This is a genomic window from Bradyrhizobium genosp. P (assembly GCF_049949265.1).
GTDB lineage: Bacteria > Pseudomonadota > Alphaproteobacteria > Rhizobiales > Xanthobacteraceae > Bradyrhizobium.
On sequence record NZ_CP188195.1, the window covers coordinates 714,037 to 739,735 of the forward strand.

At 64.9% G+C, this 25,699-nt stretch carries 25 protein-coding genes, 1 other RNA gene and 1 pseudogene; 12 read left to right on the top strand and 15 right to left on the bottom strand.

Annotated features, from left to right (window positions below; translation table 11 throughout):
- Window positions 1–36 precede the first annotated feature (36 nt).
- The 4 genes from hrpB to ACP2YO_RS03485 all read left to right on the top strand — a co-directional run bounded on the left by hrpB (window position 37) and on the right by ACP2YO_RS03485 (window position 6,423).
- Complete coding sequence (gene hrpB / locus ACP2YO_RS03470) at window positions 37–2,505, top strand: ATP-dependent helicase HrpB (RefSeq protein ID WP_426439094.1); 2,469 nt, start codon at window positions 37–39, stop codon at window positions 2,503–2,505.
- Window positions 2,506–2,614: 109 nt separating this feature from the next.
- The gene (locus tag ACP2YO_RS03475; protein WP_426443046.1) at window positions 2,615–4,066 is read left to right on the top strand and encodes an NCS1 family nucleobase:cation symporter-1; all 1,452 of its coding nucleotides are present in this window, start codon (window positions 2,615–2,617) and stop codon (window positions 4,064–4,066) included.
- A gap of 187 nt (window positions 4,067–4,253) precedes the next feature.
- Window positions 4,254–4,766 (top strand): TIGR02281 family clan AA aspartic protease, encoded by a 513-nt coding sequence (locus ACP2YO_RS03480; protein WP_426439096.1) that lies wholly within the window; start codon window positions 4,254–4,256, stop codon window positions 4,764–4,766.
- A gap of 157 nt (window positions 4,767–4,923) precedes the next feature.
- Complete coding sequence (locus ACP2YO_RS03485; protein ID WP_426439098.1) at window positions 4,924–6,423, top strand: phosphomannomutase/phosphoglucomutase; 1,500 nt, start codon at window positions 4,924–4,926, stop codon at window positions 6,421–6,423.
- Window positions 6,424–6,575: 152 nt separating this feature from the next.
- Here ACP2YO_RS03485 and ACP2YO_RS03490 read toward each other — a convergent pair whose 3' ends face one another.
- The 4 genes from ACP2YO_RS03490 to ACP2YO_RS03505 all read right to left on the bottom strand — a co-directional run bounded on the left by ACP2YO_RS03490 (window position 6,576) and on the right by ACP2YO_RS03505 (window position 9,557).
- Window positions 6,576–7,076, bottom strand: coding sequence for an Lrp/AsnC family transcriptional regulator (locus ACP2YO_RS03490; protein ID WP_426439100.1), 501 nt, complete (start codon window positions 7,074–7,076; stop codon window positions 6,576–6,578).
- A gap of 76 nt (window positions 7,077–7,152) precedes the next feature.
- Entirely contained in the window at window positions 7,153–8,100 is a 948-nt protein-coding gene (locus ACP2YO_RS03495; protein ID WP_426439102.1) for a sugar kinase, read from the bottom strand.
- A gap of 80 nt (window positions 8,101–8,180) precedes the next feature.
- Complete coding sequence (gene nudC / locus ACP2YO_RS03500) at window positions 8,181–9,131, bottom strand: NAD(+) diphosphatase (RefSeq protein WP_426439104.1); 951 nt, start codon at window positions 9,129–9,131, stop codon at window positions 8,181–8,183.
- A 6-nt stretch (window positions 9,132–9,137) separates the two neighbouring features.
- Complete coding sequence (locus ACP2YO_RS03505) at window positions 9,138–9,557, bottom strand: HIT domain-containing protein (protein WP_426443047.1); 420 nt, start codon at window positions 9,555–9,557, stop codon at window positions 9,138–9,140.
- Between the two features lie 97 nt (window positions 9,558–9,654).
- Between ACP2YO_RS03505 and ffs the strand changes: the two genes are divergently transcribed.
- From ffs to ACP2YO_RS03530, 5 genes are all read left to right on the top strand, one after another.
- Window positions 9,655–9,751, top strand: an RNA gene (gene ffs / locus ACP2YO_RS03510) — signal recognition particle sRNA small type.
- Window positions 9,752–9,863: 112 nt separating this feature from the next.
- Window positions 9,864–11,699, top strand: a complete 1,836-nt coding sequence (locus tag ACP2YO_RS03515) for a DNA polymerase III subunit gamma/tau (protein ID WP_426439106.1) — start codon at window positions 9,864–9,866, stop codon at window positions 11,697–11,699.
- Between the two features lie 33 nt (window positions 11,700–11,732).
- Window positions 11,733–12,053, top strand: a complete 321-nt coding sequence (locus tag ACP2YO_RS03520; RefSeq protein WP_426439108.1) for a YbaB/EbfC family nucleoid-associated protein — start codon at window positions 11,733–11,735, stop codon at window positions 12,051–12,053.
- On the top strand, window positions 12,054–12,659 hold the full coding sequence (recR, locus tag ACP2YO_RS03525; protein WP_426439110.1) for a recombination mediator RecR: 606 nt from the start codon (window positions 12,054–12,056) through the stop codon (window positions 12,657–12,659).
- 148 nt (window positions 12,660–12,807) lie between these two features.
- Window positions 12,808–13,251: a hypothetical protein gene (locus tag ACP2YO_RS03530; RefSeq protein ID WP_426439112.1), complete on the top strand. Its 444-nt coding sequence runs from the start codon at window positions 12,808–12,810 to the stop codon at window positions 13,249–13,251.
- Window positions 13,252–13,417: 166 nt separating this feature from the next.
- Here the strand turns inward: ACP2YO_RS03530 and ACP2YO_RS03535 are convergent, their stop codons facing one another.
- The 3 genes from ACP2YO_RS03535 to ACP2YO_RS03545 all read right to left on the bottom strand — a co-directional run bounded on the left by ACP2YO_RS03535 (window position 13,418) and on the right by ACP2YO_RS03545 (window position 16,483).
- Window positions 13,418–14,794 carry an AmpG family muropeptide MFS transporter gene (locus tag ACP2YO_RS03535; protein WP_426439114.1) on the bottom strand — a complete coding sequence of 459 codons (1,377 nt, stop codon included), beginning with the start codon at window positions 14,792–14,794 and terminating at the stop codon, window positions 13,418–13,420.
- Between the two features lie 99 nt (window positions 14,795–14,893).
- The gene (locus ACP2YO_RS03540; RefSeq protein ID WP_426439116.1) at window positions 14,894–15,199 is read right to left on the bottom strand and encodes a GIY-YIG nuclease family protein; all 306 of its coding nucleotides are present in this window, start codon (window positions 15,197–15,199) and stop codon (window positions 14,894–14,896) included.
- 75 nt (window positions 15,200–15,274) lie between these two features.
- On the bottom strand, window positions 15,275–16,483 hold the full coding sequence (locus ACP2YO_RS03545) for a DNA recombination protein RmuC (protein ID WP_426439118.1): 1,209 nt from the start codon (window positions 16,481–16,483) through the stop codon (window positions 15,275–15,277).
- A 169-nt stretch (window positions 16,484–16,652) separates the two neighbouring features.
- Here ACP2YO_RS03545 and def point away from each other — a divergent pair, with 169 nt between their 5' ends.
- From def to truA, 3 genes are all read left to right on the top strand, one after another.
- Window positions 16,653–17,180: a peptide deformylase gene (def, locus tag ACP2YO_RS03550; RefSeq protein WP_426439120.1), complete on the top strand. Its 528-nt coding sequence runs from the start codon at window positions 16,653–16,655 to the stop codon at window positions 17,178–17,180.
- Window positions 17,181–17,335: 155 nt separating this feature from the next.
- The gene (gene fmt, locus ACP2YO_RS03555; protein WP_426439122.1) at window positions 17,336–18,271 is read left to right on the top strand and encodes a methionyl-tRNA formyltransferase; all 936 of its coding nucleotides are present in this window, start codon (window positions 17,336–17,338) and stop codon (window positions 18,269–18,271) included.
- Window positions 18,271–19,008 (top strand): tRNA pseudouridine(38-40) synthase TruA, encoded by a 738-nt coding sequence (gene truA / locus ACP2YO_RS03560; RefSeq protein ID WP_426439124.1) that lies wholly within the window; start codon window positions 18,271–18,273, stop codon window positions 19,006–19,008. The genes fmt and truA overlap by 1 nt, the downstream gene beginning before the upstream one ends.
- 158 nt (window positions 19,009–19,166) lie before the next feature.
- Here the strand turns inward: truA and dapE are convergent, their stop codons facing one another.
- From dapE to yihA, 8 genes and pseudogenes are all read right to left on the bottom strand, one after another.
- Window positions 19,167–20,321 (bottom strand): succinyl-diaminopimelate desuccinylase, encoded by a 1,155-nt coding sequence (gene dapE, locus ACP2YO_RS03565; RefSeq protein ID WP_426439126.1) that lies wholly within the window; start codon window positions 20,319–20,321, stop codon window positions 19,167–19,169.
- Between the two features lie 160 nt (window positions 20,322–20,481).
- Window positions 20,482–20,739: pseudogene (locus tag ACP2YO_RS03570) on the bottom strand (DUF805 domain-containing protein); the annotation flags it as partial.
- 70 nt (window positions 20,740–20,809) lie between these two features.
- A complete protein-coding gene (gene dapD, locus ACP2YO_RS03575; RefSeq protein ID WP_426439128.1) occupies window positions 20,810–21,655 on the bottom strand; it encodes a 2,3,4,5-tetrahydropyridine-2,6-dicarboxylate N-succinyltransferase in 846 nt (281 codons plus the stop codon).
- 126 nt (window positions 21,656–21,781) lie between these two features.
- A complete protein-coding gene (locus ACP2YO_RS03580) occupies window positions 21,782–22,474 on the bottom strand; it encodes a pyrimidine 5'-nucleotidase (protein ID WP_426443048.1) in 693 nt (230 codons plus the stop codon).
- Window positions 22,475–22,499: 25 nt separating this feature from the next.
- Window positions 22,500–23,486: a DUF1036 domain-containing protein gene (locus ACP2YO_RS03585; protein ID WP_426443049.1), complete on the bottom strand. Its 987-nt coding sequence runs from the start codon at window positions 23,484–23,486 to the stop codon at window positions 22,500–22,502.
- 182 nt (window positions 23,487–23,668) lie between these two features.
- On the bottom strand, window positions 23,669–24,562 hold the full coding sequence (gene argB, locus ACP2YO_RS03590) for an acetylglutamate kinase (protein WP_426439130.1): 894 nt from the start codon (window positions 24,560–24,562) through the stop codon (window positions 23,669–23,671).
- Window positions 24,563–24,673: 111 nt separating this feature from the next.
- A complete protein-coding gene (locus tag ACP2YO_RS03595; RefSeq protein ID WP_426439132.1) occupies window positions 24,674–25,042 on the bottom strand; it encodes a DUF423 domain-containing protein in 369 nt (122 codons plus the stop codon).
- The gene (gene yihA / locus ACP2YO_RS03600) at window positions 25,042–25,692 is read right to left on the bottom strand and encodes a ribosome biogenesis GTP-binding protein YihA/YsxC (protein WP_426439134.1); all 651 of its coding nucleotides are present in this window, start codon (window positions 25,690–25,692) and stop codon (window positions 25,042–25,044) included. The genes ACP2YO_RS03595 and yihA overlap by 1 nt, the downstream gene beginning before the upstream one ends.
- Window positions 25,693–25,699: the final 7 nt, after the last annotated feature.

The window sequence follows — 25,699 nt, forward strand, 5'->3', positions numbered from 1 at the left end:
GCGCTTTAGCCCGGGCATGACGACGTGGTAAGCCCTTTGCCTCGCAGCTTCGACACGCCCCTGCCGATCGACGCCGTGCTCGATGAACTCGACCGCACGCTCGTCAGTCATAACGCCGCGGTGCTGGTCGCGCCGCCGGGCGCCGGCAAGACCACGCGGGTGCCGCTGGCGCTGCTCGATGCGCCCTGGGCCAGGGCCAAGAAGATCATCGTGCTGGAACCGCGCCGCATCGCCGCGCGCGCGAGCGCCGAGCGGATGGCGAAGACGCTGGGCGAGCGAACTGGGGAGACCGTTGGCTATCGCGTCCGCTTTGGATCCAAGATATCGCGTGCGACGCGGATCGAGGTCGTCACCGAAGGCATCTTCGCGCGGCAGATCCTCGACGACCCCGAGCTCAACGGCGTGGCCGCAGTGCTGTTCGACGAATTCCACGAGCGTTCGCTCGATGCCGATCTCGGGCTGGCGCTGGCGCGCGACGCGCAGACCGGGTTGCGCGAGGATTTGCGCATCCTGGTGATGTCGGCAACGCTCGACGGCGCGCGGGTCGGAAAGCTGCTTGGCGATGCGCCTGTCGTGGCGAGCGAAGGCCGCGCCTTTCCGGTCGAGACCCGCTATCTCGGCCGCAAGATGGACGTGCCGCTGGAGCGGCAGATGGCGGACGCGATCGCGACCGCGCTGCGCGCGGACGCCGGCTCGGTGTTGGCGTTCCTGCCCGGCGCCGCCGAAATCCGCCGCACCCAGAATTTCCTCGCCGAGCGCGTCCAGGATGCGTCGGTCGAAATCGTGCCGCTGTTCGGGGCGCTCGATGCCAGCGTGCAGGATCGCGCGATCGCGCCGGCGCCGAAGGGCACCCGCAAGGTGGTGCTGGCGACCTCGATCGCCGAGACCTCGCTGACCATCGAGGGCGTCCGCATCGTGGTGGATTCCGGTCTGGCGCGGGTGCCGCGCTACGAGCCTGATATCGCGTTGACCCGGCTCGAGACGGTGCGGGCCTCGCGTGCGGCGGTCGACCAGCGGCGTGGCCGCGCCGGCCGCACCGAGCCCGGGGTGTGCTACCGGCTGTGGGACGAGCCGCAGACGGCGTCGCTTCCGGCCTACACCGCGCCTGAAATCCTCTCCGCCGATTTGTCGTCGCTGGTGCTCGATCTCGCACAATGGGGCGTCAGCGATCCCGCAAGCCTCGCCTTCCTCGATCCGCCGCCGGCGCCGGCGCTGAAGGAAGCCAGATCGCTGCTGGGCGAGCTCCGCGCGCTGGATGATGACGGCCGCATCACCGCCGAGGGAAAACGCCTGCGTGCGCTCGCATTGCCGCCGCGGCTGGCGCGCATGATCGTGGATTCGGCGCGCTTCGGCGCAGCCGGGGACGCGGCCGAGATCGCCGCCATCCTCTCCGAACGTGGGCTTGGCGGCGACGGCGTCGATCTCGACCATCGGCTCGATCAGTTCCGCCGTGACCGCTCGCAGCGCGCCTCGAGCGCGCGCAGCATGGCACAGCGCTGGGCGTCGCAGGTCGATGCGCGTGCGGATGCGCAGATCGATGTCTCCACTGGCGTCATGCTGGCCTTTGCGTTTCCGGACCGCGTCGCCAGGAACCGCGGCAATGGCAGCTTTGTCCTCGCCAATGGCCGCGGCGCAGCCGTGGAGCAGACCTCGGCGCTGGCGCGCGCGCCCTACATCGCGGTCGCTGAACTGACCGGCACCGCCGCGAGCGGCCGCATCCTGCTGGCCGCGCCGATCACCCAGGAGGAGATCGAGCAGCGTTTCGCCGACCAGATCGAGAATGCCGAGGAGGTGACGTTCGACCGCGGCGCGATGGCACTGCGCGGCCGCCGCAGGCGTTCGCTGCATGCGATCACGCTGTCGGAGGCGCCGACATCGCTGTCGCCGTCGGCCGAGACCGCACGCATCTTTGCCGACGGCTTGATTGCCGCGGGCCTCGACCGCCTGCCGTGGTCGAAGCAAGCGAAGCAATGGCGCGACCGCGTCATGTTCCTGCGCAAGGCCGAGGGCGAGAGCTGGCCCGATCTGTCCGATGCAGCGCTCGCTGCGCGGTCCGACGACTGGCTGGTGCCGGCGCTCTACGACAAGACCGCGCTGAAGGACCTGTCGGCCGGCGACCTGTCGGACGCGCTGACAGCGCTGTTGCCGTGGGAACTGCGGGCGCGGCTCGACCGCGAGGCGCCGACGCATTTCGAGGCGCCGACCGGCACCCAGCTTGCGATCGACTACGAGGCCGAGCAGGGCCCGACCATCGCGGTACGGCTGCAGGAACTGTTCGGGCTCAACACCCATCCCTCGATCGCAAAGGGCGCGGTGCCGCTGGTGCTCGAACTGCTGTCGCCGGCGCAGCGGCCGGTGCAGGTGACACGCGACCTGCCGGGCTTCTGGCGCGGCAGTTATGCTGCGGTGCGCTCCGACTTGCGCGGCCGCTATCCGCGTCACCCCTGGCCGGAGGATCCCGCCAGCGCGATGCCGACCCGCCGGGTCAAACCGCGCGGGACTTGATTGGTGAGGCTGGCGAACGCCGGGAAAGAGTGATTAAATTTGTTCAGGGATCACGGGCTCGCACTTTGGGGAGGCTGCCTTGGACTTCAAGGACCTGGACTTCAAGAACCTGGAGATCAAGAACGCATCGCCGTCGCTTTACAATGAGGATTTGGCGCCCGCGAAGGAACGCAACTGGGGCGCCTTCAGCATCTTCAACGTCTGGACTTCGGACGTCCATAGCCTGTGGGGCTATTATCTCGCCGCCAGCCTGTTCCTGCTCTGCGGCAGCTTCGTCAACTTCATTCTGGCGATCGGCGTCGGTTCGCTGGTGATCTACTTCCTGATGAGCCTGGTCGGTAATGCCGGCGTCAGGACCGGCGTGCCCTATCCGGTGCTCGCGCGCGCGTCGTTCGGAGTGTGGGGCGCCAACATCCCGGCGCTGGTGCGCGCCATCGTCGCCTGCTTCTGGTATGGCGCGCAGACCGCGGCCGCCTCCGGCGCGATCGTCGCGCTGCTGACGCGCATGGACTCGTTCAAGTCCTTTCATCAGTCCGCGCACGTGCTGGGCCACTCGGGTCTCGAAGTGATTTGCTTCGTCGTGATCTGGGCGCTGCAACTGCTGATCATCCAGCGTGGCATGGAGACGGTGCGCCGCTTCCAGGACTGGGCGGGCCCCGCCGTGTGGCTGATGATGCTGGTCCTCGGGATCTATCTCTGCGTCCAGGCCGGCGGCATCTCGCTGACCGCGTCGATTCCGCAGGACGTACTGCTCGAGAAGACCAAGGAAGCCGGCGTGCCGGGCGAGCCGGGCACATTCGCTGCGCTCTGCGCGGTTGCTGCGACCTGGATCACCTATTTTGCCGCGCTCTATTTGAACTTCTGCGACTTCTCGCGCTACGCGCCGGACCCGGCCGCCGTGCGCAAGGGCAACATCTGGGGCCTGCCGGTCAATCTGATCCTGTTCTCGCTGGTGGCTGGCGTCACGACGATTGCGGCGTTCAACGTCTATCATGAAGTGCTGCTGCATCCCGACCAGATCTCGGCAAAGTTCGACAGCTGGTTCCTGGCGCTGCTCGCGGCTGTTACCTTTGCGGTCGCGACGCTCGGCATCAACGTGGTCGCCAATTTCGTCTCGCCGGCGTTCGATTTCTCGAACGTCTTTCCCAGGCATATCGACTTCAAGAAGGGGGGTTACATCGCGGCGCTGATCGCGCTGGCGCTCTATCCCTTCGCGCCCTGGGAAGGCAACGCCGCCGCGTTCGTCGGGCTGATCGGCGCGACCATGGGGCCGATCTTCGGCATCATGATGGTCGACTATTATTTGATCGCGAAGGGCCGGATAAATGTGCCGGCCCTGTATCAGGAAGATGGTGAATACCGCTTCCAGGGCGGCTGGAATGTCAGCGCGCTGATCGCGGCGGCCATCGGCGCGCTGTTCTCGTCGATTCTGCCGAACTTCACCTCGATTCTGCCCTCCTGGTGGGCGGTCTATGGCTGGTTCTTCGGTGTTGGCATCGCGGGCGTGGTCTATTACGTGCTGCGCTCGGCGATGCCGAGCCCGGTGGCGAAGACCGCCTGAGGCGGCCCGCGAAGCGTCCTGGACGAGCGGGCCGATGTGGTTCGGCCCCTCAAGCGGGCTCTCGCTGGCCGGCATTAACCCTTCGCTCATCCTTTTCGTCAAAATGGCAGGCTCGTGCCCGCGGCATCGCTCGCCGCAGGGCGTCCGGCGTGGTCAAATTGCGTATTCGGCTTTCGAGTGTGGCGTCATGCGTAACCTGATGATCTTCGCGGCCATCATGATCGGGCTGGGCACCTTCATGGCTCAGATGGCGAGCAAGATGACGCCCGCCTCCGCGACCACCGCGCCAAAGAGCGTGGTCCCGGCCGTCACACCCGTGCAGGCCAATGCCCGTACCCTCAGCATTCCGCAGGACCCGCGCGGCCACTTCGCGACCGACGGCCGCATCGACGGCCAACGTATCGACTTCATGGTCGACACCGGCGCCTCGCTGGTTGCGCTGAACGAGACGGCCGCCGCACGTTTCGGCGTGCGCCCGACGCCCGGCGATTACACCTCGCGCGTGACAACGGCGAACGGCACCATCAAGGCCGCACGCACCCATATCGCCATGATCGAACTCGGCGGCCTGATCGTGCGCGACGTCGACGCCCTGGTGCTGCCGGATGAAGCGCTCTCCGAGAACCTGCTCGGCCTGTCTTTCCTGTCGAAGCTGAAGCGCTTCGAATACGCCAACGGCAAGCTGGTGCTGGAGCAGTAAGATCCGACGCCTTGTCGGGTCCCTTCGCGGTTGACCTTCTCGCCGCCAATTCTGCCGTAATTATCGGCCACCCGCTGTCAGTCTCATCTTTCGCTCAAGGCCGGCATTCGCTAAGGCTGCGGCGATGTCCTTCCGCACCCGACGATAAGGCCGATCCATGTTTCCGAAGCCGAAATCCGCGCTGGTTCCGAATACCTATGCCTTCGAATCCGAGCCGATGGTGAAACCGACCGGGTTTCGCGAATATGACGCGCGCTGGCTGTTCAACAAGGAAATCAATTTGATGGGCGTGCAGGCGCTGGGCATGGGGCTCGGCGCACTGATCACGGAGCTCGGCGTCAAGCAGGAGATCGTCACCGGCCATGATTTCCGCGGTTATTCGGCCTCGATCAAATATGCGCTGATCTCGGGCCTGATGGCGGCGGGCTGCACGGTGCACGACATCGGCCTCGCGGTCACGCCGATGTCATACTTCGCGCAATTCGATCTCGATGTGCCCTGTGTTGCGATGGTCACCGCGTCGCATAACGACAATGGCTGGACCGGCGTGAAGATGGGCGCCAATCGTCCGCTCACCTTCGGTCCCGACGAGATGACGCGGCTGAAACAGATCGTGCTCAACGCCGAGTTCAAGAACAAGGCCGGCGGCTCCTATCAGTTCCACGAGAATTATCCGGCGCGCTACATCGCCGACCTCACCGACCGGCCGAAGCTGAAGCGCAAGCTGAAGGTCGTGGTGGCGTGCGGCAACGGCACCGCCGGCGCGTTCGCGCCGCAGGTGATGGAAGCAATCGGCTGCGAGGTGATCCCGCTTGATACCGAGCTCGATCACACCTTCCCGAAATACAATCCGAATCCCGAAGACATGGAAATGCTGCACGCGATCCGCGATGCGGTGCTGGCGCACAAGGCCGATGTCGGCCTCGGCTTCGACGGCGACGGCGATCGCTGCGGCGTGGTCGACAATACCGGTGAGGAGATCTTCGCCGACAAGGTCGGTGTGATGCTGGCGCGCGACATGTCGGCGATCCACAAGGATGCGCAATTCGTCGTCGACGTGAAATCGACGGGGCTGTTCGTGACCGACCCGGTGTTGCAGAAGCAGGGTGCCAAGACGGTCTACTGGAAGACCGGCCATTCCTACATGAAGCGCCGTACCAACGAGCTCGGCGCGCTCGCCGGCTTCGAAAAATCCGGCCACTTCTTTTTCAACAAGCCGTTCGGCCGCGGCTATGACGACGGGCTGGTCTCGGCGATCGCGATCTGCGAGATGCTCGACCGCGCCCCCGGCAAGTCGATGGCCGATCTGAAAGACGCGCTGCCGAAGACCTGGTCGTCGCCGACGATGTCGCCGCATTGCGCCGATGAGACGAAGTATGGCGTCGTCGACGCCGTGGTGAAGCACTTCGAGACGCTGCAGCAGCAAGGCGACAAGGTCGCGGGCCAATCGATCCGCGATCTCGTCACCGTCAACGGCGTACGCGTCACGGCCGAGGATGGCAGCTGGGGCCTGGTGCGCGCGTCATCGAACAAGCCCGAGCTGGTGGTCGTGGTCGAAAGCCCCGTCAGCAAACAGCGCATGCACGACATGTTCGAGGCGATGGATTCGGTGCTGCGTACCCATCCCGAGGTCGGCGAGTACAATCAGAAGATTTGACGTGCGGTGCTTGCCGCGAAGAACGGTGTCATCACCCGCGCATGCGGGTGATCCAGTACGCCGGGACCTCTCGATTCAAGGCGACTGTCTCTGGAATACTGGATCGCCCGCTTTCGCGGGCGATGACAGCGGATGGAATGCGGCGTCGTCGATTATGCCGCCGGCACCGGCAGCGCGGTGACGGACTTGATCTTCTCCATCGCGAAGCGCGAGGTGACGTTCTTCAGCGGCACGGCGGAGATCAGCTTCTTGTAGAAGACATCATAGGCCTGCATATCGGCGACCACGACGCGGAGCATGTAGTCGACGTCGCCGGCCATCCGGTAGAACTCCATCACCTCGGGCATGGCGCTGACGGCGTCGGCGAATTTGCGCAACCAGGCTTCCGAATGGTCGGCGCTCTCGACCGAGACGAACACGGAAATCCCGAGCCCGATCTTGTTCTGGTCGACGAGTGCCACCCGGCGCAGGATCACGCCATCGGCTTCCAGCCGCTGGATGCGCTTCCAGCACGGCGTTGACGACAGTCCGACCCGGTCGCCGATCTCCGCAACGGACAGCGAGGCATCCTCCTGCAGGACGGTCAGGATCTTGCGATCGATGGCGTCGAGGCGGCGGTTGTTGTCGTGGAGCGGGATGGCGACGTCGGTCATAGAAGAAAGTTCCATATGAGAGGTTGATATCTCTCATATAGAGAAAAATCTTCTCGCGCAAGCGGATCTCGATCGGCTAGGCCGGCCGCGCTTCCAAATGTTGGCTTAAAAATTCTTCAACTTCAGCACGTTGCGGTGCGGCATAAGCACCTCCGAAACGGGTGCATTTCAGCGCTGCTGCGGCCGAGGCGAACCGGAGCGCCTGCCGCAGCTCCTGCTGCTCGGTGATGGCGAGCGCGAATGCCCCGTGGAAGACATCGCCGGCCCCGAGCGTATCGACGGTATGGACCGGGAAGGCCTCGGTCTCCTCCAGCTCACCCTTCTCGTTAAGCCAGATCGTGCCCTTTGGCCCGCGCGTCCCGGCCAGGAAAGAGGGGGTAAGCTTGGCGAGCTTTTGCAGCGCCTGGCCGTCGTCGGTGACGTCGGCGGTCTCCTGCAGCGGCTCGCTGGAGAACACGAGGTGCGAGGAGGCGGTCAGCAACCCTTCCCGCATCGACATGGCGCGGTCGACGTCGACGACCACGGGAATGCCGCGCTTGACGGCCTCGGCACAAAGCTCGGTGCAGAACGGCGCGCAACGGCTCTCGGTCAGGATCGCCGCGCAATCCTCCAGCAACAGCTCGGTCGGCGGCAGCTTCACCTTCCAGAGCTCCGGATCGCGGAAGGTGACGATGGTGCGCTCGCCGCTCTCGTCGATCATGATGGCCGAGATCGGCGTCACCAGGTTCGGCATGTGGATGAGATGGTTAGTCTCGATGCCCTCTTCCGCGAGCTTGTCGAAGATGAAGCGGCTCGAGGTTTCCCGCGAATCGCCCATCGGCCCGCAGATCGAGGCGCGGCCACCGAGCCGGGCGATGCCGATGGCTGCGTTCAGGGCGTTGCCGCCGCAGATCTCGTCGAAATGGGTGGCATTCTCCTTGGAGCCGCGCGATGGAACGTTGACGCGGAAGGTCAGGTCGCGCACCGGCAGGCCGATGCAGAGGATACGGGGCGGGATCTTCGGGGCGCCGGTCTGAAAATTCATTCGGGGATCCGTCATGATGGTTCCGCCGACCTGCGGAACAGGTATCCCGGGTTAATCGATAGCGCCATGTCCGGTTCCCGCTATTTGCCCGAGGCGTCCCCGTGGTGCACCCATCGCCCGACCAGATGATGGGCAATTGCGAATGGATGCGGGCCGGCGAGGCCGTCCGGGTGTTGACGCTTGAGCATCAGCGTCGCTTCCGCGCGGTCGAACCAACGGGCGTCCTCCAGCTCGGTGCGGTCGACCACGATATCCTCGTTGGTGGCGCGCGCGGTGCAGCCGATCATCAGCGATGACGGATAGGGCCAGGGCTGTGTCATGTAGTAATTGACGTCGGTGCAGCGGATGCCGGATTCCTCGAAAATCTCGCGGCGCACCGCGTCCTCGATGGTCTCGGCGGCTTCGACGAAGCCGGCGAGGCAGGAGTACATGCCGGGCGGGAACTGCTTTTGCCGGCCCATCAGCACCTTGTCGCCATGGGTGACAAGCATGATCACGACCGGATCGGTGCGCGGAAAATGCTCGGCCTTGCAGCTCGGGCATTCGCGCTTCCAGCCGCCGTCCTTCATGGCGGTACGCGTACCGCAATTGGCGCAGAAGCCGTGGCGCTGGTGCCAGCTCACCATCGACTTCGCCATCGCGATCGCCGAGAGCTGCTCGGGCGGGACCACGCCCTGCATCGCCATGCCGCGTAGCTCGTTGACGATGACGTCGCTGCGGCCGACCAGCTTCTCTGCCGCCTGCGGCGCAATGCCCATGCCGAACACCGGCGCGCCGTCGCGCAAGCCTAAGAAGATCGTTCCGGGATTGGCGCCGTAGCCACGGGCTTCCTCGAGCGAGAGCAGTGCGCGGGCGCCGCCGTCGTCCTGCTTCACCACCAGCGAGTCGCGATAGACCACATAGGCGCGGGCCTCGCGGTGGCCTTCGAGCGCGAACAGTTTCTCGTCACTGCTGCGCAGATGTGCAGCACGATCCAGCACATGGGTGACGAAGGCCGGTTGCCCGAGCGGAAAGGAATCGAATGCGGACATTGAGGTTCAACCCAACCAGATCTTGCGGCGAAGCGCGCTGATGAAATTTTGCACTTCCTCGGCGTCATGCGCCAGCGGCGGCATCACGCCCCAAACGGGACGCGGCCATGCAACGTCGCTGGTGCGACGGGCGATGACGTGGACGTGAAGCTGCGGGACCAGATTGCCGAGGGCTGCGATATTCAGCTTGTCGCACTTGGTGATGTCCTTCAGGGCCCGCGCAACGCGCGACACTTCAGTCATCAGTTGCGCCTGCTCGACCTCATCTAGGTCGATGATCTCGACCGCGTTGTCGCGCCGCGGCACCAGCAGGAGCCACGGATAATGTGCGTCCTTGATGACCAGCACCTTGCACAGCGGCAGGTCGCCGATGTCGATGGTGTCTTTCTTGAGCTGCGAATGCAGCGTCCAATTGGAGGCGGGCATGAGGCGCAAGTAATGCCTTTCCGTGTTCCCTTACAAGTCCCACAAACCACGGTCAGGCCGCTTGCTTTCCGGCTCTTTTGGCCCCAAATAGGGACCGGGAGATTGGCGGTGGACGAGCCACTCGCCAACCGGGTCAGGTCCGGAAGGAAGCAGCCCTAACGAGGTCCGGATCGGGTCGCTCGTCAGTCTCCTACCTATTTTTCCGAGCGAATAGCGCTGGAACGGCGGTCCCCGCGGCCAGTGCTCGATTTTTGCTTCTATCCGCAAGCCGGCTGCCAAGAGACCATCCAAGTTGCGGATCGACGCATGAATGACGCTGGCGACCCCTCCCATCCATCCGACGGCGCAGGCCAGAGCGGTTTCGGCCTCGGCGGGGCGCCGGATGCCACAAAGCCCTACCGTGTTCTCGCCCGCAAATACCGCCCGTCCAGCTTCGAGCACCTGATCGGCCAGGAGGCCATGGTGCGGACCGTCTCGAACGCGTTCGAGACCGGGCGAATTCCGCAGGCCTGGATCCTGACCGGCGTTCGCGGGGTCGGCAAAACCACCACCGCGCGCATCCTTGCCCGCGCGCTGAACTACGAGAAGCCGGATGGCTCGGTAAAGGGGCCGACCATCCACATGCCCGACCTCGGCGTGCACTGCCAGGCGATCATGGAAAGCCGGCACATGGACGTGCTGGAGATGGACGCCGCCTCCCACACCGGCGTCGACGACGTGCGCCAGATCAATGACAGCGTGCGCTACGCGCCGGCCAGCGCGCGCTACAAGGTCTACATCATCGACGAAGTCCACATGCTGTCGACCGCGGCCTTCAACGCCTTCCTGAAGACGCTGGAGGAGCCGCCGGAGCACGCCAAGTTCGTGTTCGCCACCACCGAAATCCGCAAGGTCCCGATCACGGTGCTGTCGCGCTGCCAGCGTTTTGACCTTCGCCGCGTGGAAGCCGATGTGCTGATGAAGCATCTCGGAAACATCGCGGCCAAGGAAAACGTCGAGGTCGAGCCCGAGGCGCTCGGCATCATCGCGCGTGCCGCGGAAGGCTCGGTGCGCGATTCGCTCTCGCTGTTCGACCAGGCGATCGCGCATGCCGCGGGCAACGTGAAGGCCGATGCCGTCAGGCAGATGCTGGGTCTGGCCGACCGTACCCGCGTCATCGATCTCTTCGATTCGCTGGCGCGTGGCGATATTGCCGCTGCCTTCTCCGAATTCCGCGCGCAGTATGATGTTGGCGCCGATCCGGTCGTCGTGCTGTCCGACCTTGCCGAATTCGTCAATTTCGTCACCCGCGTGAAGGTCGTGCCGGCCACCGCTGACAACGTCGCATTCGGCGAGACCGAGCGAGTGCGTGCGCGCGAGTTCGCCGCAAAGCTGTCGATGCGGGTGCTGTCGCGGATGTGGCAGATGCTGCTCAAGGGCATCACCGAGGTGCAGACCCACACGCGGCCCGCGGCCGCCGCCGAGATGGTGCTGGTGCGGATCGCCTATGTCGCCGATCTGCCGACGCCGGATGAAGTCATCCGGATGATCGAGCAGAATGGCGGCGGTGCCGCGCCCGCGGCGTCGGGCAGCGCCGCGCCGTCTCGGGGTGCGCCGACGTCAACGACATCAGCGATGCCGTCCACACCGTTCCGCGCGCCGCAGGGCGCGCCGCGCGCCGATCTTGCCGCGCGTCCGCAAATGGCGGCGCCGGCCGCCAGCACGGCGCCGGTGCTGCGGGTCACCAGCTTTCCGCAGCTCATCGCGCTCGCCGGCGAAAAGCGCGATGTGCTGACCAAGAGCGCGCTGGAAGCCGATGTCCGGTTGGTCCGCATCGAGGACGGCCAACTCGAGATCGCGCTCGAGCCGAAGGCGGCGCGCAGCATTGTCACCGACCTCTCGCGCAAGCTCGAACTGTGGACCGGGCGGCGCTGGACCGTGATCATTTCCAACGCGGCCGGCCAGCCGACGGTGCGATCGCAGAACGAGCTGGCGCGCAGCGAGCATCAGCGCACTGCCGAAGCCGATCCGCGCGTGCAGGAGGTGCTGGCGCGGTTCCCCGGTACGCGGGTGGTCGAGGTACGCCGCCTTGCCGCCGAGCCGCCCGAAGCCGATCTGACGGGCGAAGACCCCGTTGAGCCTTCCGACAGCGACGACGATTGATCCGGTCACCAGGACGCACGCAAGGACGCACTCATGGCTGATTTCCTCGGTATGATGAAACAAGCAGCGCAGCTGCAATCCAAGATGCAGGCGATGCAGGACGAGCTCGGCAATGTCGAGGTCGAAGGCATTTCCGGCGGCGGACTCGTCGCGGTGCGCATGACCGCGAAGATGGAAGTGAAGGGCGTCAAGATCGACCCGTCGCTGATGAAGCCGGAGGAGCGCGAGGTGCTCGAAGATTTGCTCGTCACCGCGCATGGAGACGCCCGCCGCAAGGCGGAGGCCGCGATGCAGGAGAAGATGTCGGCGCTGACCGGCGGCCTCGGCCTGCCGCCGGGACTCGGTCTCACCTAAATGGCTGCAAGCGTTGCCGGCCCCGAGATTGAACGCCTGATCCAGCTATTAGCGCGGCTGCCGGGCCTCGGTCCGCGCTCGGCGCGGCGTGCGGCGCTGCATCTGATCAAGAAGCGCGAAGCGCTGATGACGCCGCTGACCTCAGCGCTGCAGGTGGCGATCGACAAGATCCAGGTCTGCAAGACCTGCGGCAATATCGACACGCAGAATCCGTGCACGGTGTGCACCGATCCACGCCGCGATCCCTCGATCATCGTCGTGGTCGCCGATGTCGCAGACCTCTGGGCGCTGGAACGCGCGAATGCGATCAATGGCCGCTATCACGTGCTGGGTGCGACGCTGTCACCGCTCGACGGCATCGGCCCGCAGGATTTGACCATCGACGCGCTGGTGGCGCGCGCGCATGCATCTGAGGTCAACGAGATCATCCTGGCGCTCAACGCCACCGTCGATGGCCAGACCACGGCACATTACATTACCGACCTGCTGTCGGAGGCCAATGTCCGGGTGACGCGGTTGGCGCATGGCGTCCCCGTCGGCGGCGAGCTTGATTATCTCGATGAAGGTACGCTATCGGCTGCCATGCGGCAGCGGACGCTGTTCTAGAAGCACATTGGAAGACTGAAGGGCTCGCGGAACCACTGGATGGCCGCAATGCTCTGAAAAGGTCTTGCTTAAACAATGTGATAGGGTGGGGCGCGATTCGGGGACGGGTCAGTCGCGCGCCAAGACATCAGATACGGAATCACTCGACATGACGAAACATCGATTCGGCGTACGCCGGGGCTTTGCGATTCTGGGTTTTGCAATTCTGGCGGTGGCGTTTGCCGCGCCCGGCGCACGAGCACAGCAAGACGGGACGCCGCAGAAGGCCGGCAAGCTGATCCAGATCGGTGACGTGCTGTCCGGGGAACTCAACACCATGCGCGTGCGCGATCCCAACAAAAGGGGCAAGCGCGTCCCGACCTACCAGATCACCAGCGAGCCGCGCCGCCTGCCGCCGCCGAACGGGCTCTGCAATCTCGAGACCGGTCCGGAAACCTTTCAGCTCGTCCCGACCGGCGAGGGCCAGGCCGCGCAGCTCAGGAGCCTTGCCGGCAAGGAGATCGCGGTGAAGGTCGACGAGGTCGCCTGCGCGCAGGACGCCGGCCAGATGAGCGAAGCCGTCGTCACCAAGTGGACCGTGGTGACGAAGTAGGAGTGCACGTGTGTCTTAACCTCCCCTTGAAAAGGGGAGGTCGCTTTGCTCGCCAGAGCAAAGCGGGTGGGGATCGTTTCTCTCCACGAAAGTCGGTGTGTGTGGCTGACCCCCATCCCGACCTTCCCCCTTTCAGGGGGAAGGGGAAGGGGAAGCGGGAGTCGGGCTAAACCCTCACCGGTCCCAACTCGTCAAAATGTCCGCGCCGCTGCAGCCAGACGAGCAGGATCAGGCTCGGGATCGCGACCAGCACGCAGATCACGAAGAACACCGGCCAGCCCACGGCCTTCGCCACATAGCCCGCGCCCGATGACAGATAGGTGCGGCCGACCGCGGCCAGCGCGGTCAGCAGCGCATATTGGGTCGCGGTGTGCAGCGGATTGCGGCACAGCGCCGAGAGATAGGCGACGAAGATCACGGTGCCGATCGCGCTGGTGAAATTCTCCGCCGTGATCGCCAGCGCCAGAGCCCACTGATTGACGCCGACATGCGCGAGCCAGGAGAACGACAGATTGGCGAGCGCCTGCAGCAGGCCGCCGATCCAGAGACTGGTTGCGAGCGAATAGCGCCGCGCGACGAAGCCACCGGCAAATCCGCCGATCAGGGTCGCGGCAAGACCGACGCCCTTCACGATCGCAGCGTAGTCGACCTTGGAAAAGCCGATGTCGATCACGAACGGCGCGGTCATGGTGCCGGAAAATGCGTCGGTGAACTTGAACAGCACCACGAAGGCCAGCGCTGCGATTGCGTTCTTGCGGCTCAGGAATTCCGAGAAGGCGCCGGCCGCCGCCAGCAGCACGCGCTCGGCCGCGGTCTGCGCATGGGTAGCGACCTCGGCGTCCCTCGATTGCGCGGGCTCGGTGGCGGCCAGCGCGGTGATCGTGCCGATCAGGATCAGTGCAGCCATCACCACATAGCCCCACATCCAAGCTGACGGACGCGCGAGGCCTGTCTGCTCGAAGCCGCTGACGATGAACAGCGTGCCTGCGGTCGAGACCAGCATCCCGACGCGGTAGGCCGCGACGTAGGACGCCATGCCTGCGGCCTGCTCGCTTTCAGGCAGGCTCTCGACGCGGAAGGCGTCGACCACGATGTCCTGCGTCGACGAGGCGGTCGCAACCAGCAGCGCGGCGAAGGCGGCGTACCATGGTGATCGCGCGGGGTCGGATATCGCAAGCACGAGGATCGCTGCAATCAGCAGCAGTTGCGAGAAAACCAGCCAGCCGCGGCGGCGTCCGAACCGCTGCGTAAACAGCGGCACATGCATGGCATCGACCAGCGGCGCCCACAGGAATTTCAGCGTGTAGGGCGTACCGATCAGCGCGAGCAGTCCGATGGTGCCGAGATCGACACCCGCCTCCTTCATCCACACCTGCAGCGTCGAACCCGACAGCGCCAGCGGCAGGCCCGACGAGAAGCCAAGCAGCAGGACGATCAAAACGCGCGGCTGCAGATATACAGCGAAGCTGTCGCGCCAGGAGGCGGGGGGCGGTGCCGATACTGGCTCGGCGGACGCCTCTGAGGTCGCTTCAGGTGCGGTCATGGGGCTGTTGGTAGCAGATTCGGGTCAAAAAGACGGTGTCATCGCCCGGCCTTGTGCGCAATCGCGCACTGGGACCGGGCGACCCAGTATTCCAGAGACCTATCCGCCACCACCGGCGATCTCCGGATAAAGATCGACCCAATCCGGATTGTCCTTCTCAATCAGGGAAATCTTCCATGCCCGCGGCCATTTCTTCAGCCGCTTTTCGCGCTGAATCGCCTGCTCGATGTCTTCAAAGACCTCGAAATAGACCAGTCGATCGACGTCGTATTGCTTGGTGAAGCCTTCGACCAGCTTCAGCTTATGCTCTCCGACGCGGCGGATGAGATCATTTGTCACGCCGATGTAGAGTGTGCCGCCGATGCGGCTGGCGAGGATGTAGACGTAGTAGCTGCGTGCTCCCAACTGTGGCCTCTGGGATACTGGGTCGCCCGGTCAAGCCGGGCGATGACAGCAATTATGTGGTGAGGTCAGCGTCCACTACTCCCCTGCCTGCAGCTTGCGCGGGGCGGGAAACAGTTCGGGCGTCGCGCTCTTGACGAAGCGGGGGACTTCGACCGGAACCTCGGACTTGCTAAAGTCCAGCTCCTCGATGCGGCCGGCGCGCTTTTCGATCTTGTCGGCGGAGATCAGGATCTGCCTGACATCCTCGTTCACCTGGCCGAAGTGATTCTGCAGCTTCAGCACGCGGTCGCGCAGGCGGCTGAGATCGTCGCCGAGATGCATCACCTCGTTGCGGATCTGGTCGGCGGCGTCGCGGATGCGGGCGTCCTTCAGTATCTGCTGCATCACCTGGATCGCGAGCATCAACAGCGACGGCGACACCAGTACGACGCGAGCGCGATAGGCCTTCTGGACCACATCGTCAAAGCCGTCATGGATTTCGGCATAGACCGATTCCGACGGCACGAACATCAGCGCGGTATCCTGGGTCTCGCCGGGGATCAGATACTTCTCCGCGATGTCGCTGACATGTTTCAGCACGTCGCTGCGCAACCGCTGGCAGGCCGATTTGCGCTCCTCGTCGCTGCGTGCGTCATGCAGCGCGGTCATCGCCTCCAGCGGGAATTTGGCGTCGATGCAGAGCGGGCGTTGGTCGGGCAGGAACACTACGCAGTCCGGCCGCTTGCCGGTGGTGAGCGTGTGCTGGAACTCGTAGGAGCCCTTCGGCATGCCGTCCTGGACGATCGCCTCCATCCGCGCCTGGCCGAACGCGCCGCGCGACTGCTTGTTGGCGAGCACGTCGCGCAGCGTCGTCACCTGGGTGGTGAGCTCGTTGAGGTTCTTGTGCGCATGATCGATGATGCCGAGCCGCTCGTGCAGCACGCGCAGGCTGTCCATCGTGTTCCGCGTCGACGTTTCCATCGACTGGCCGACCCGGTGGGTCACCGAATCCAGCCGCTCGTTGACGGCCCGGGCCATCTCAGCCTGGCGGCCGGCCAGTGCCTGAGCCTGGGCGTCGGCGCGGCCGGAGGCCTCGCTCTGGGCGCGCAGCACGTCGGCAAGCCGCTCCTCCAGTTCGTCGGCGCGGATCGTCTGGGCCATCGCCAGTTCCGCACCGCGGCGGCTCGATCGCGCGATCACGATGGCGATCACAAGCAGCAGGACCAGAGCGAGGGCGCCAAAGGCGATCAGCGCGTCAGAGGTGCGAACCGGCAGCTCGCCGATCATGAAAAGGATTTCGTTCATGCCGCCGTTGTAGCCGATTCGCAGACTGGCTCGAACGAAAAGGGAACATTTATGGTTAATGCAGGCCTAATTTTCGTAGTTAGCGATCTCTGAAGAAACGTGGTTAAGGCGGCCTTAACAGGCCTTGCTTCGGATTGACCCCCGCATATCAGCGGCTTAAATCGCCCGCATGGCCATCAGAGAAATCATCATCCTGCCGGACAAGCAGTTGCGGCTGGTGTCGAAGCCTGTCGGGCAGGTGACGCCGGAGGTCCGCAAGCTTGCCGACGACATGTTCGAGACCATGTACGACGCGCCCGGCATTGGGCTCGCGGCGATCCAGGTCGCGCAGCCGCTGCGGCTGATCACCATGGACCTCGCCAAGCGCGACGAGAACGGCGAAACGACGCCGCAGCCGCGGGTGTTCATCAATCCCGAGATCATCTCGCATTCGGAAGAGCTCGCGGTCTACGAAGAGGGCTGCCTTTCGATCCCCGAATATTACGAGGAGGTCGAGCGCCCGGCCCGGGTGCGCGTGCGCTACCTCGATTTCGACGGCAAGCTGCACGAGGAAGACGCGGAAGGTCTTTACGCCACCTGCATCCAGCACGAGATCGACCACCTCAACGGCGTGCTGTTCGTGGACTATCTGTCGAAGCTGAAGCGCGACCGCGTGCTGAAGAAATTTTCCAAAGCCGCCAAGCGCGCGGCGGAGTGAAGTCGTTCGTCAGTGCTGCCTCATACTCGATCGGCCCTCTCCCCCCTTGCGGGGGAGAGCTGGAGAGAGGGGTAGCCACGAGCACCGATCGTGGGGCTTACCCCTCTCCCTAACCCTCCCCCGCAAGGGGGGAGGGAACACACCGAGTTCGCATCATGCCTCTCCGCCTGATCTTCATGGGCACGCCCGATTTCGCGGTGCCGACGCTGCTGGAGCTCGTGGCGCACGGCCATGAGGTCGTCGCCGTCTACACCCGCGCGCCGAAGCCGGGCGGCCGCCGCGGCCTGCAGCTGCAGCCAACGCCGGTTGAGCAGGAGGCGCGGCGGCTCGGCATTCCCGTGTTGACACCAAAGACGCTGCGGACGCCGGAAGCGCTCGAGCAGTTCCGCGCCCACGATGCGGATGCCGCCGTCGTGGTCGCCTATGGCATGATCCTGCCGCAGGCCATCCTCGATGCGCCGAAGCTCGGATGCTTCAACCTGCACGCCTCACTGTTGCCGCGCTGGCGCGGCGCCGCGCCGATCAACCGCGCCATCATGGCCGGTGACGCCGAAAGCGGCGTGATGGTGATGAAGATGGACGTCGGCCTCGACACCGGCGATGTCGCGATGGCCGAGCGGCTGGCGATATCGGACACCATGACGGCATCCGACCTGCACGATGCGCTGGCGCCGCTCGGCGCCGATCTGATGGTCCGCGCCATGGGCGCGTTGCAGCGTGGCGGGTTGCAATTGCAGAAGCAAAGCGAGGACGGCGTCACCTACGCCGCCAAGATCGAGAAGACCGAGGCGCGGATCGACTGGGGCAAGCCGGCACACGCAGTGCTGCGGCATATTCATGGCCTTTCGCCATTCCCCGGTGCCTGGTGCGAGCTGGCTGATGACGGCGGGCCGGTGCGCCTGAAAATCCTGCGCTGCGGATTGACCGAGGGATCGGGCGCGCCCGGCAATGTGCTCGATGACAATCTCGCAATCGCCTGCGGCGATGATGCGATCCGCCTGCTCGAGCTGCAGCGCGAAGGCAAGGGGCGGATGAAGGCCGCGGACTTCCTGCGCGGCACGCCGCTGAAGCCGCCGGCGCGGCTGAATTGATGCCCCGCTACAAGCTCATCATCGAATATGACGGCACGCCGTTCTCCGGCTGGCAGATTCAGGACAACGCGCCGACCGTGCAGGGCGCGCTGGAAGCCGCGGTGAAAGCAATCTGCGGCGAGGAGGTTCGCGTCCACGGCGCCGGCCGCACCGATGCCGGCGTGCATGCGCGCGGCCAGGTCGCGCATTGCGACATCGCCAAGCCGTTTCCGCCGGGCCGCCTGCGCGACGGGTTGAACGCACATCTGCGCCCGCATCCGATCGGCGTGCTTGCTGCCGATATCGTGCCGGACGATTTCGAGGCGCGGTTCTCGGCGAGAAAGCGACACTATCTCTACCGCATCACCAACACCCGCGCGAACCTCGCGCTCGACATCGGCCGCACCTGGCGGGTGCCGCGGGCGCTTGATGCGGACGCGATGCATGCAGCCGCACAGCGGCTGCTCGGCAAGCACGATTTCACGACCTTTCGCGACACCGAGTGCCAGGCGAAGTCGCCGGAGAAGACGCTCGATCAGCTCGACGTCATGCGTGAGGGCGACGCCGTCAACATCGTGACGTCAGCGCGCTCGTTCCTGCACAGCCAGGTGCGCTCGATGGTCGGTTCGCTGGTCTGGGTCGGTGAGGGACGCTGGAGCGCGGACGATCTCTTTGGTGCACTCGCCGCCCGCAACCGCGCCGCCTGCGGCCCCGTCGCGCCGCCCGACGGGCTCTATCTGATGCGGGTGGATTATTAGCGGCCCCAATCCCTACTGTGCATGGGGTTGTTTTCGATGTTTTTGTCTAGGGGTCGCCGAGGACGCTCTCGTAGGATGGGTGGAGCGAAGCGATACCCATCGCATCAGTGGCGGGATGATGGGTATCGCTGGGCTCCACCCATCCTACGGTTGCGAGCTCAGCTGAAATACCGGTCCAGCACGCCGCGATAGACCTTGGTCAGCTTCTCCAGATCGGACACCGGGGTGCGCTCGTCGATCTGGTGCATGGTCTGGCCGACCAGGCCGAATTCGATCACCGGGCAGTAGCGCGAGATAAAGCGCGCGTCCGATGTGCCACCCGAGGTAGAGAGTTCAGGTTTTCTGCCGGTCACCTCCTCGATCGCCGATACCGCGAGATCGGTGAAAGGGCCGGGCTTGGTGACGAACACGTTGGAATTTGAAGGCTGCCAGTCGATATGAGCGCGGATGCGGTTGCCGCAGGCCTTTACCAGGCGCTCGTCGACCAGCTGGCGCAGGCTCTCCTGGGTGTGGTTGTCGTTGAAGCGGATGTTGAATTTCGCGCGCGCCTCGGCCGGGATCACGTTGCCTGCGGTATTGCCGACGTCGACAGAGGTGAATTCGAGATTGCTGGCCTGGAATTGCGCGCTGCCGTGATCCAGCGGCTCATCGCTCAGCGCGACGATCAGCCGCGAGATATCAGGCACCGGGTTCGAGGCGCGGTGGGGATAGGCGACGTGGCCCTGCACGCCATCGACATGGAGCGTTCCGGATTGCGAGCCGCGGCGGCCGATCTTGATGCAGTCGCCGAGCACCTCGACATTCGAGGGCTCGCCGAGCACGCAATGGTCGAATTTTTCGCCGCGTTCTGCGCACCATTTCAACAGCTTCACGGTGCCGTTGACGGAGACGTCTTCCTCGTCGCCGGTGATCAGGAACGAAATCGAACCCTTTGGCTTGCCGCCATCGGCTTTCAGATATTGCAGCACCGCGGCGACGCTGCAGGCGATGCCGCCCTTCATGTCGACCGCGCCGCGGCCGTAGAGATAGCCGTCTTTCACCTCGCCGGAGAAGGCGCCCAGCGTCCATGCCGATTCATCGCCGGGAGGCACGACGTCGGTATGGCCGGCGAAACTGATATGCGGTGCCTCGCTGCCGATGCGGGCATAGAGATTGTCGACATCGGCGGTGCCGGGCTCGGAAAACGTCACGCGATGGACGTCGAAACCGGCGGCCTTCAACAGATTTTCGAGGACGCCGAGTGCGCCCGCATCGGCGGGAGTTATGGACGGGCAGCGGACGAGATCGCGGGTGATCGAGATGGCATCGGTCATGTCTCCCGCTTAACACGCCACACCGGAGGTGGGCCAGCTTTGTGCGGCACGATTTCGAGCTCGCTCTGCTGATCCCAGCCCTGCGCCGGACGCGGCCTGTTGAGCTCCTGTCGCGGTCGTGCAGCCGCTTGATCGATGTCGCGGAGTAGACCCACAGGAACAGCACCGCGCCGGCGGCCTTGATCAGCGCCACCGGAAGCCTGCGGATCGAGATGGCGCGATAGGTCGAGGGATCGACGGCCCTGAAGAGATCGTCGAGGTTGAATCCGAATGACAGGCGGCCGCCGAACAGGCCGATGGCTCCGATCACCAGCGCAGCCAGGAACAGCATCCAGCAGCCGACGATCAGCCCCGCAAGCCAGTATCTGGCGCGGTTGATCCGGCCCTCGAAGCTGAAAAGGTACCAGGTCCAATTCATGAAAAACTCCGGGTAGCGGAAGTCATCCGCGGCCCGGAGTTTTGTCGATTTGAGGTGGAAACCGGTTCGATCAGTCCCGCAGCAGCTCGTTGATGCTGGTCTTGGAACGGGTGCGCTCGTCGACGCGCTTGACGATCACGGCGCAGGCGACGGCCGGACCGGGCTGGCCGTTCTTCATCGGCTTTGGCGGCAGGGTGCCCGGGACCACGACGGAGTACTCCGGGACCTCGCCGATGAAGATCTCGCCGGTCTCGCGATCGACGATCTTGGTGGAAGCGCCGAGGAACACGCCCATCGCCAGCACCGCACCCTTGCGCACGATCACGCCCTCAGCCACTTCCGAGCGCGCACCGATGAAGCAATCGTCCTCGACGATGACAGGTTCGGCCTGCAGCGGCTCCAGCACGCCGCCGATGCCGACGCCGCCGGAGATGTGCACGCGCTTGCCGATCTGGGCGCAGGAGCCGACGGTCGACCAGGTATCGATCATGGTCGCCTCATCGACGTAAGCGCCGAGATTGACGAAGGAGGGCATCAGCACGACGTTGCGCGCGATGAAGGCCGAGCGGCGCACGATCGCGCCCGGCACGGCGCGGAAGCCGGCATCGCGAAACCGGTTCTCGCCCCAGCCCTCGAACTTCGAGGGCACCTTGTCCCACCACGATGCCTTGCCGGGACCGCCTCCGATCTGGCCCATGTCGTTGAGGCGGAACGAGAGCAGCACCGCCTTCTTCAGCCACTGATTGACCTTCCACTTGCCATCAGCCTCGCGCTCGGCAACGCGCGCCTCGCCCTTGTCGAGCAGCTCCAGCGCGTGATCGACGGCGTCGCGGACCTCGCCCTTGGTCGAGGTCGAAACGCCGTCGCGGGCGTCGAACGCGACGTTGACGGTGGATTCGAGGGCGGACAGCGACATCGGGACAATCCTTGGGCGTGCGGAATTATGACAGGACTTTGGAGAGCTTTTTCGGGATTTGGGAGCGCAGAGTCAAGGCAAACTCCGCCGCCGTCCCGGGCTGCGCCGGGACGACATGTGGAGAGATCAGGGCTTCAACCGCTGCAAAAATCCGGTCAAATCGTCCGTGACATGGTCGACGTGTTCGGCGTCGCGGCCTTCCAGCTCCCAGGTCTCGCGCACCACCTCCCGGCTGCCGTCGGGCACGACCAGCACGGTGGTCATGCCGAGCTGGTGCGGCACCACAAGGTTGCGGGCGAGGTCCTCGAACATCGCTGACCGCGTGGGATCGACGTCATGCAGCCTCAGGAATTTCTGATAGGTCTGCGGCGCCGGCTTCGGTTCGAGATCGGCGGCGATGATATCGAACACGCCGTCGAAATGATCGGTGATGCCGAGCCGGCCCAGCACCGCATCGACATGGTCGGTCGATCCGTTGGTCAGGATCAGCTTGCGCCCCGGCAGCTCTGCGATCGCAGCCCCCATGGCCGGATTCGGCTCGAGCGGCGAGTGGTCGATCTTGTGCACATAGGCGAGGTAATCATCGGCACGCACGCCGTGCTCGGTCATCATGCCGCGCATCGTGGTGCCATAGCGCAGGTAATAGTCCTTCTGGATCCGCCGCGCCTCCTCCGGCGTGATCTTCAGCCAGTTGCTGACGAACTCGCCGATCCGCGCATCGACCTGCTGCCACAGGTTGACGTGATGCGGGTACAGCGTGTTGTCGAGGTCGAACACCCAGGTGTCGACATGGCCGAAGCCGCGGGGAGTTTTCATGATGCTCTCATGGCAAAGAGGAGGCCCATCACGGCATCGCGAAGCGCAGCGTCTTGCCGCCGCTGGTCATGTCGACGGGCACGAAGCCGGTAGCGGCGAGGCCGCGGTTGGCGCAGTCGCCCTGATCGTTGATCTCGAACGTGCTCTCCCGGGTGCAAAGCCGGGTGAGGCCGCCCCAGTTCAGCGGCTTGTCCTTGACCTTGATGGTGCGGTTGTCGCCGTCGACGGCTTCGGCGAACGAGTAGATCTGTTTCGGCGTGCCTGATACATCCGGATGCAGGCACTTGCCGGGGTCGATGCGATACCAGCCGCGGCTGGTCACCATTTTGCCGTCATCGGTCGCGACCGCGGCCATCACCTTGTGCGGGGTGTCGTTGCACCAGGTCAATCCCGATGACGATGGCTTCTGCACGGCATCGATCATGGTGGCGAAGAAGGTCGGTGACTGCACGATGTCGCTGGCGAGCCCGCGGCTCCTGAGGAATGCCGACAGCGCGCTTTGCGTCTTGGGCCCGTCGACGCCGTCGATCGGCGCAGCGTCATAGCCCGCGATCACCAGCAGGCGCTGGATGGCGGCGAGCCGCGCCTGCTCGTCATCATATTCACTGTCCTCGGCGAGATAGGCAATAACGTTGCCGTCATCGCCTTGCGTCGGCGTGATCTGGGTGAACTGGGCGGGCGTCTGGCCCGCGCGGCATTGCCGCGCGGCGGCGATCACGAAATTGTCCTGCGCGACGCAGAGCGTGTCGGTGCCGTTCTGGGGGATCGGCGAGGCGCCGTAGACGCCGAGCGCGCGTGCATTCAATAGCACGCGATCGGCGGTCAACGCGCCCTGCACCACGACGCGGCAGGTCGCGGGATCGATGCGGAACCAGCCGCGCGTTGCGGTGGCGGCCTTGTCGTCGATACCGATCGCGGCCTCGACCACATAGCTCATGCGGTTGCAGAGCTTCAGGTCGGCAAGTGCCGGCGCCGACGAGAACAGCCAGGATGCGGCCGCCGCCGGCAGCGCCATCAGGAGCCGCGCGAGCGGCGACCAGCGTGGCCGCTTCGCGCCGGCCGTGACTCCGTCATTCGAGGTCTTTCGGCGATGGCGCAACGCAGGGATGGCCGGGCATAGGCGAGCAAAAGCGACGCCGTTCTTCGAACGGCTATGCCCGGCCGTGACGGTCCTGGATCGCGCTGCCGCGTCTGCCATCACTTGTGGATCAGCGTGCCTGTGCCCTGGTTGGTGAAGAGTTCGAGCAGCACCGCGTGCTGCATCTTGCCGTCGATGATCACGACGCCCTGCACGCCCTGTTCGAGCGCGTAGATGCAGGTCTCGACCTTCGGGATCATGCCGCCCGAAATGGTGCCGTCGGCGATCAGCTTGCGGGCATCCTTGATCGACAAATCGGGAATCAGCTTCTTGGATTTGTCGAGCACGCCGGGAACGTCGGTCAGCAGCAGCAGCCGCTTGGCCTTCAGCGCGCCCGCGATGGCGCCGGCAAAGGTGTCGGCGTTGACGTTCAGGGTCTGGCCGTCCTTCGAGGTCGCCAATGGCGCGAGCACCGGGATCAGTTCATAGCCGATCAGCTGGTTGAGCAGCGTGAGATCGACCTTTTCGGGATCGCCGACGAAGCCGAGATCGACGGCCTTCTCGATGTGGGAATCCGGATCGACCATGGTGCGGGTCGTCTTCGACGCCCTCACCATGTTGCCATCCTTGCCGGAGAGGCCCACGGCCTTGCCGCCGGCCCCATTGATGTAGCCGACGATCTGCTTGTTGACCGAGCCCGCCAGCACCATCTCGACGATCTCGATGGTCGCGGCGTCGGTGATGCGCAGGCCGGCGGCGAATTCCGACTGGATGCCAAGGCGTTTCAGCATGGTCGCGATCTGCGGCCCGCCGCCGTGAACGACGACCGGATTGATCGCGGTCTGCTCGAGCAGCACGATATCGCGTGCAAAGGCCTTGGCGGAATCCTCGGCGCCCATCGCATGGCCGCCATATTTAATGACGATGGTCTCCTCGTCATATTCCTGCATATGCGGCAGCGCCTCGGACAGGATACGGGCCTGATCGAGCGGGCTGATCTGCTGGTCGGTCATGGAGCGGGTCTCGTCGTCAGCGGAGGGACGGACGGGGTTCTATCTGATTGCCGGGCAGGGCGCAAAGTGCTGTTGACCCTCTCCCCTGGTGGGAGAAGGAAAGAGGATTCATCAGCGCTTCGGCCACATCGCCGCGATTGCCAGCACCAGCCAGCTCACGATCAACAATGTTCCGCCGGTCGGCGCCGCCATCGGAAACAATCCGTGGCCGGCATATTGGCGGACCGTCAGGTCGCCGGCGAATAGTGACGCTGCGATGACGAAACCGATCGCGGCGATGGTTCCGATCTTCGCATGAACGATGGCGCGGTCGGCGACGGCAATTGTCGCCATCACGGCGGTGGCGTGAAACAGCAGCATCGAGGAGGCGGCGCCGAGCCGCGATGCGTCGGCGAGGTGGGCTGCGGCTGCCGCCAGCACCACGCCACAGGCGCCCATCAGCGCGGCAAGGCCGATCAGGATGCGATGCAGGCCGGCCATCAGCGCCGCTCTTCGATCAGGCGCACCATCGCGGCGCGCAGCTCCGGCATCCCGGCACCGGTGCGCGACGAGGTGACCAGCACCTCGGGGAATGCCGCGGGGTGTTTTGCCAGCGCCGCTGACGTGTCGGCGAGAGTCGTGCCCAGTTCGCCGGCCTTGACCTGGTCGGCCTTGGTCAGCACCACTTGATAGCTGACGGCGGATTTATCCAGCGTCTTCAGTACGTCGAGATCGACGTCCTTGATGCCGTGGCGGGCGTCGATCAGCACATAGACCCGCGCCAGCGTAGCCCGTCCGAGCAGGAATTTGTGTATCAGCGCCGTCCACGACGCCACCTTGACCTTGGGCGCGGAAGCGTAGCCATAGCCCGGCATGTCGACGAGGCGGACGTCCGCACTCTCCGGCCCCTCGAAGAAGATCAGCTCCTGGGTACGGCCCGGCGTGTGCGAGGTGCGCGCCAGGTTACCGCGGCCGGTCAGCGCATTGATCAGGCTCGACTTGCCGACATTGGAGCGGCCGGCAAAGGCGACCTCGATCCCTGCCATCGGCGGCAGCGTCTCGATCGAGGGCGAGGCCCAGATGAAGCGCCAGTCGCCGGCGAACAGCTTTCGCCCTGCCTCGATCAGCTCCGCGTCGGGTTCGGTACTCATGTGCGAA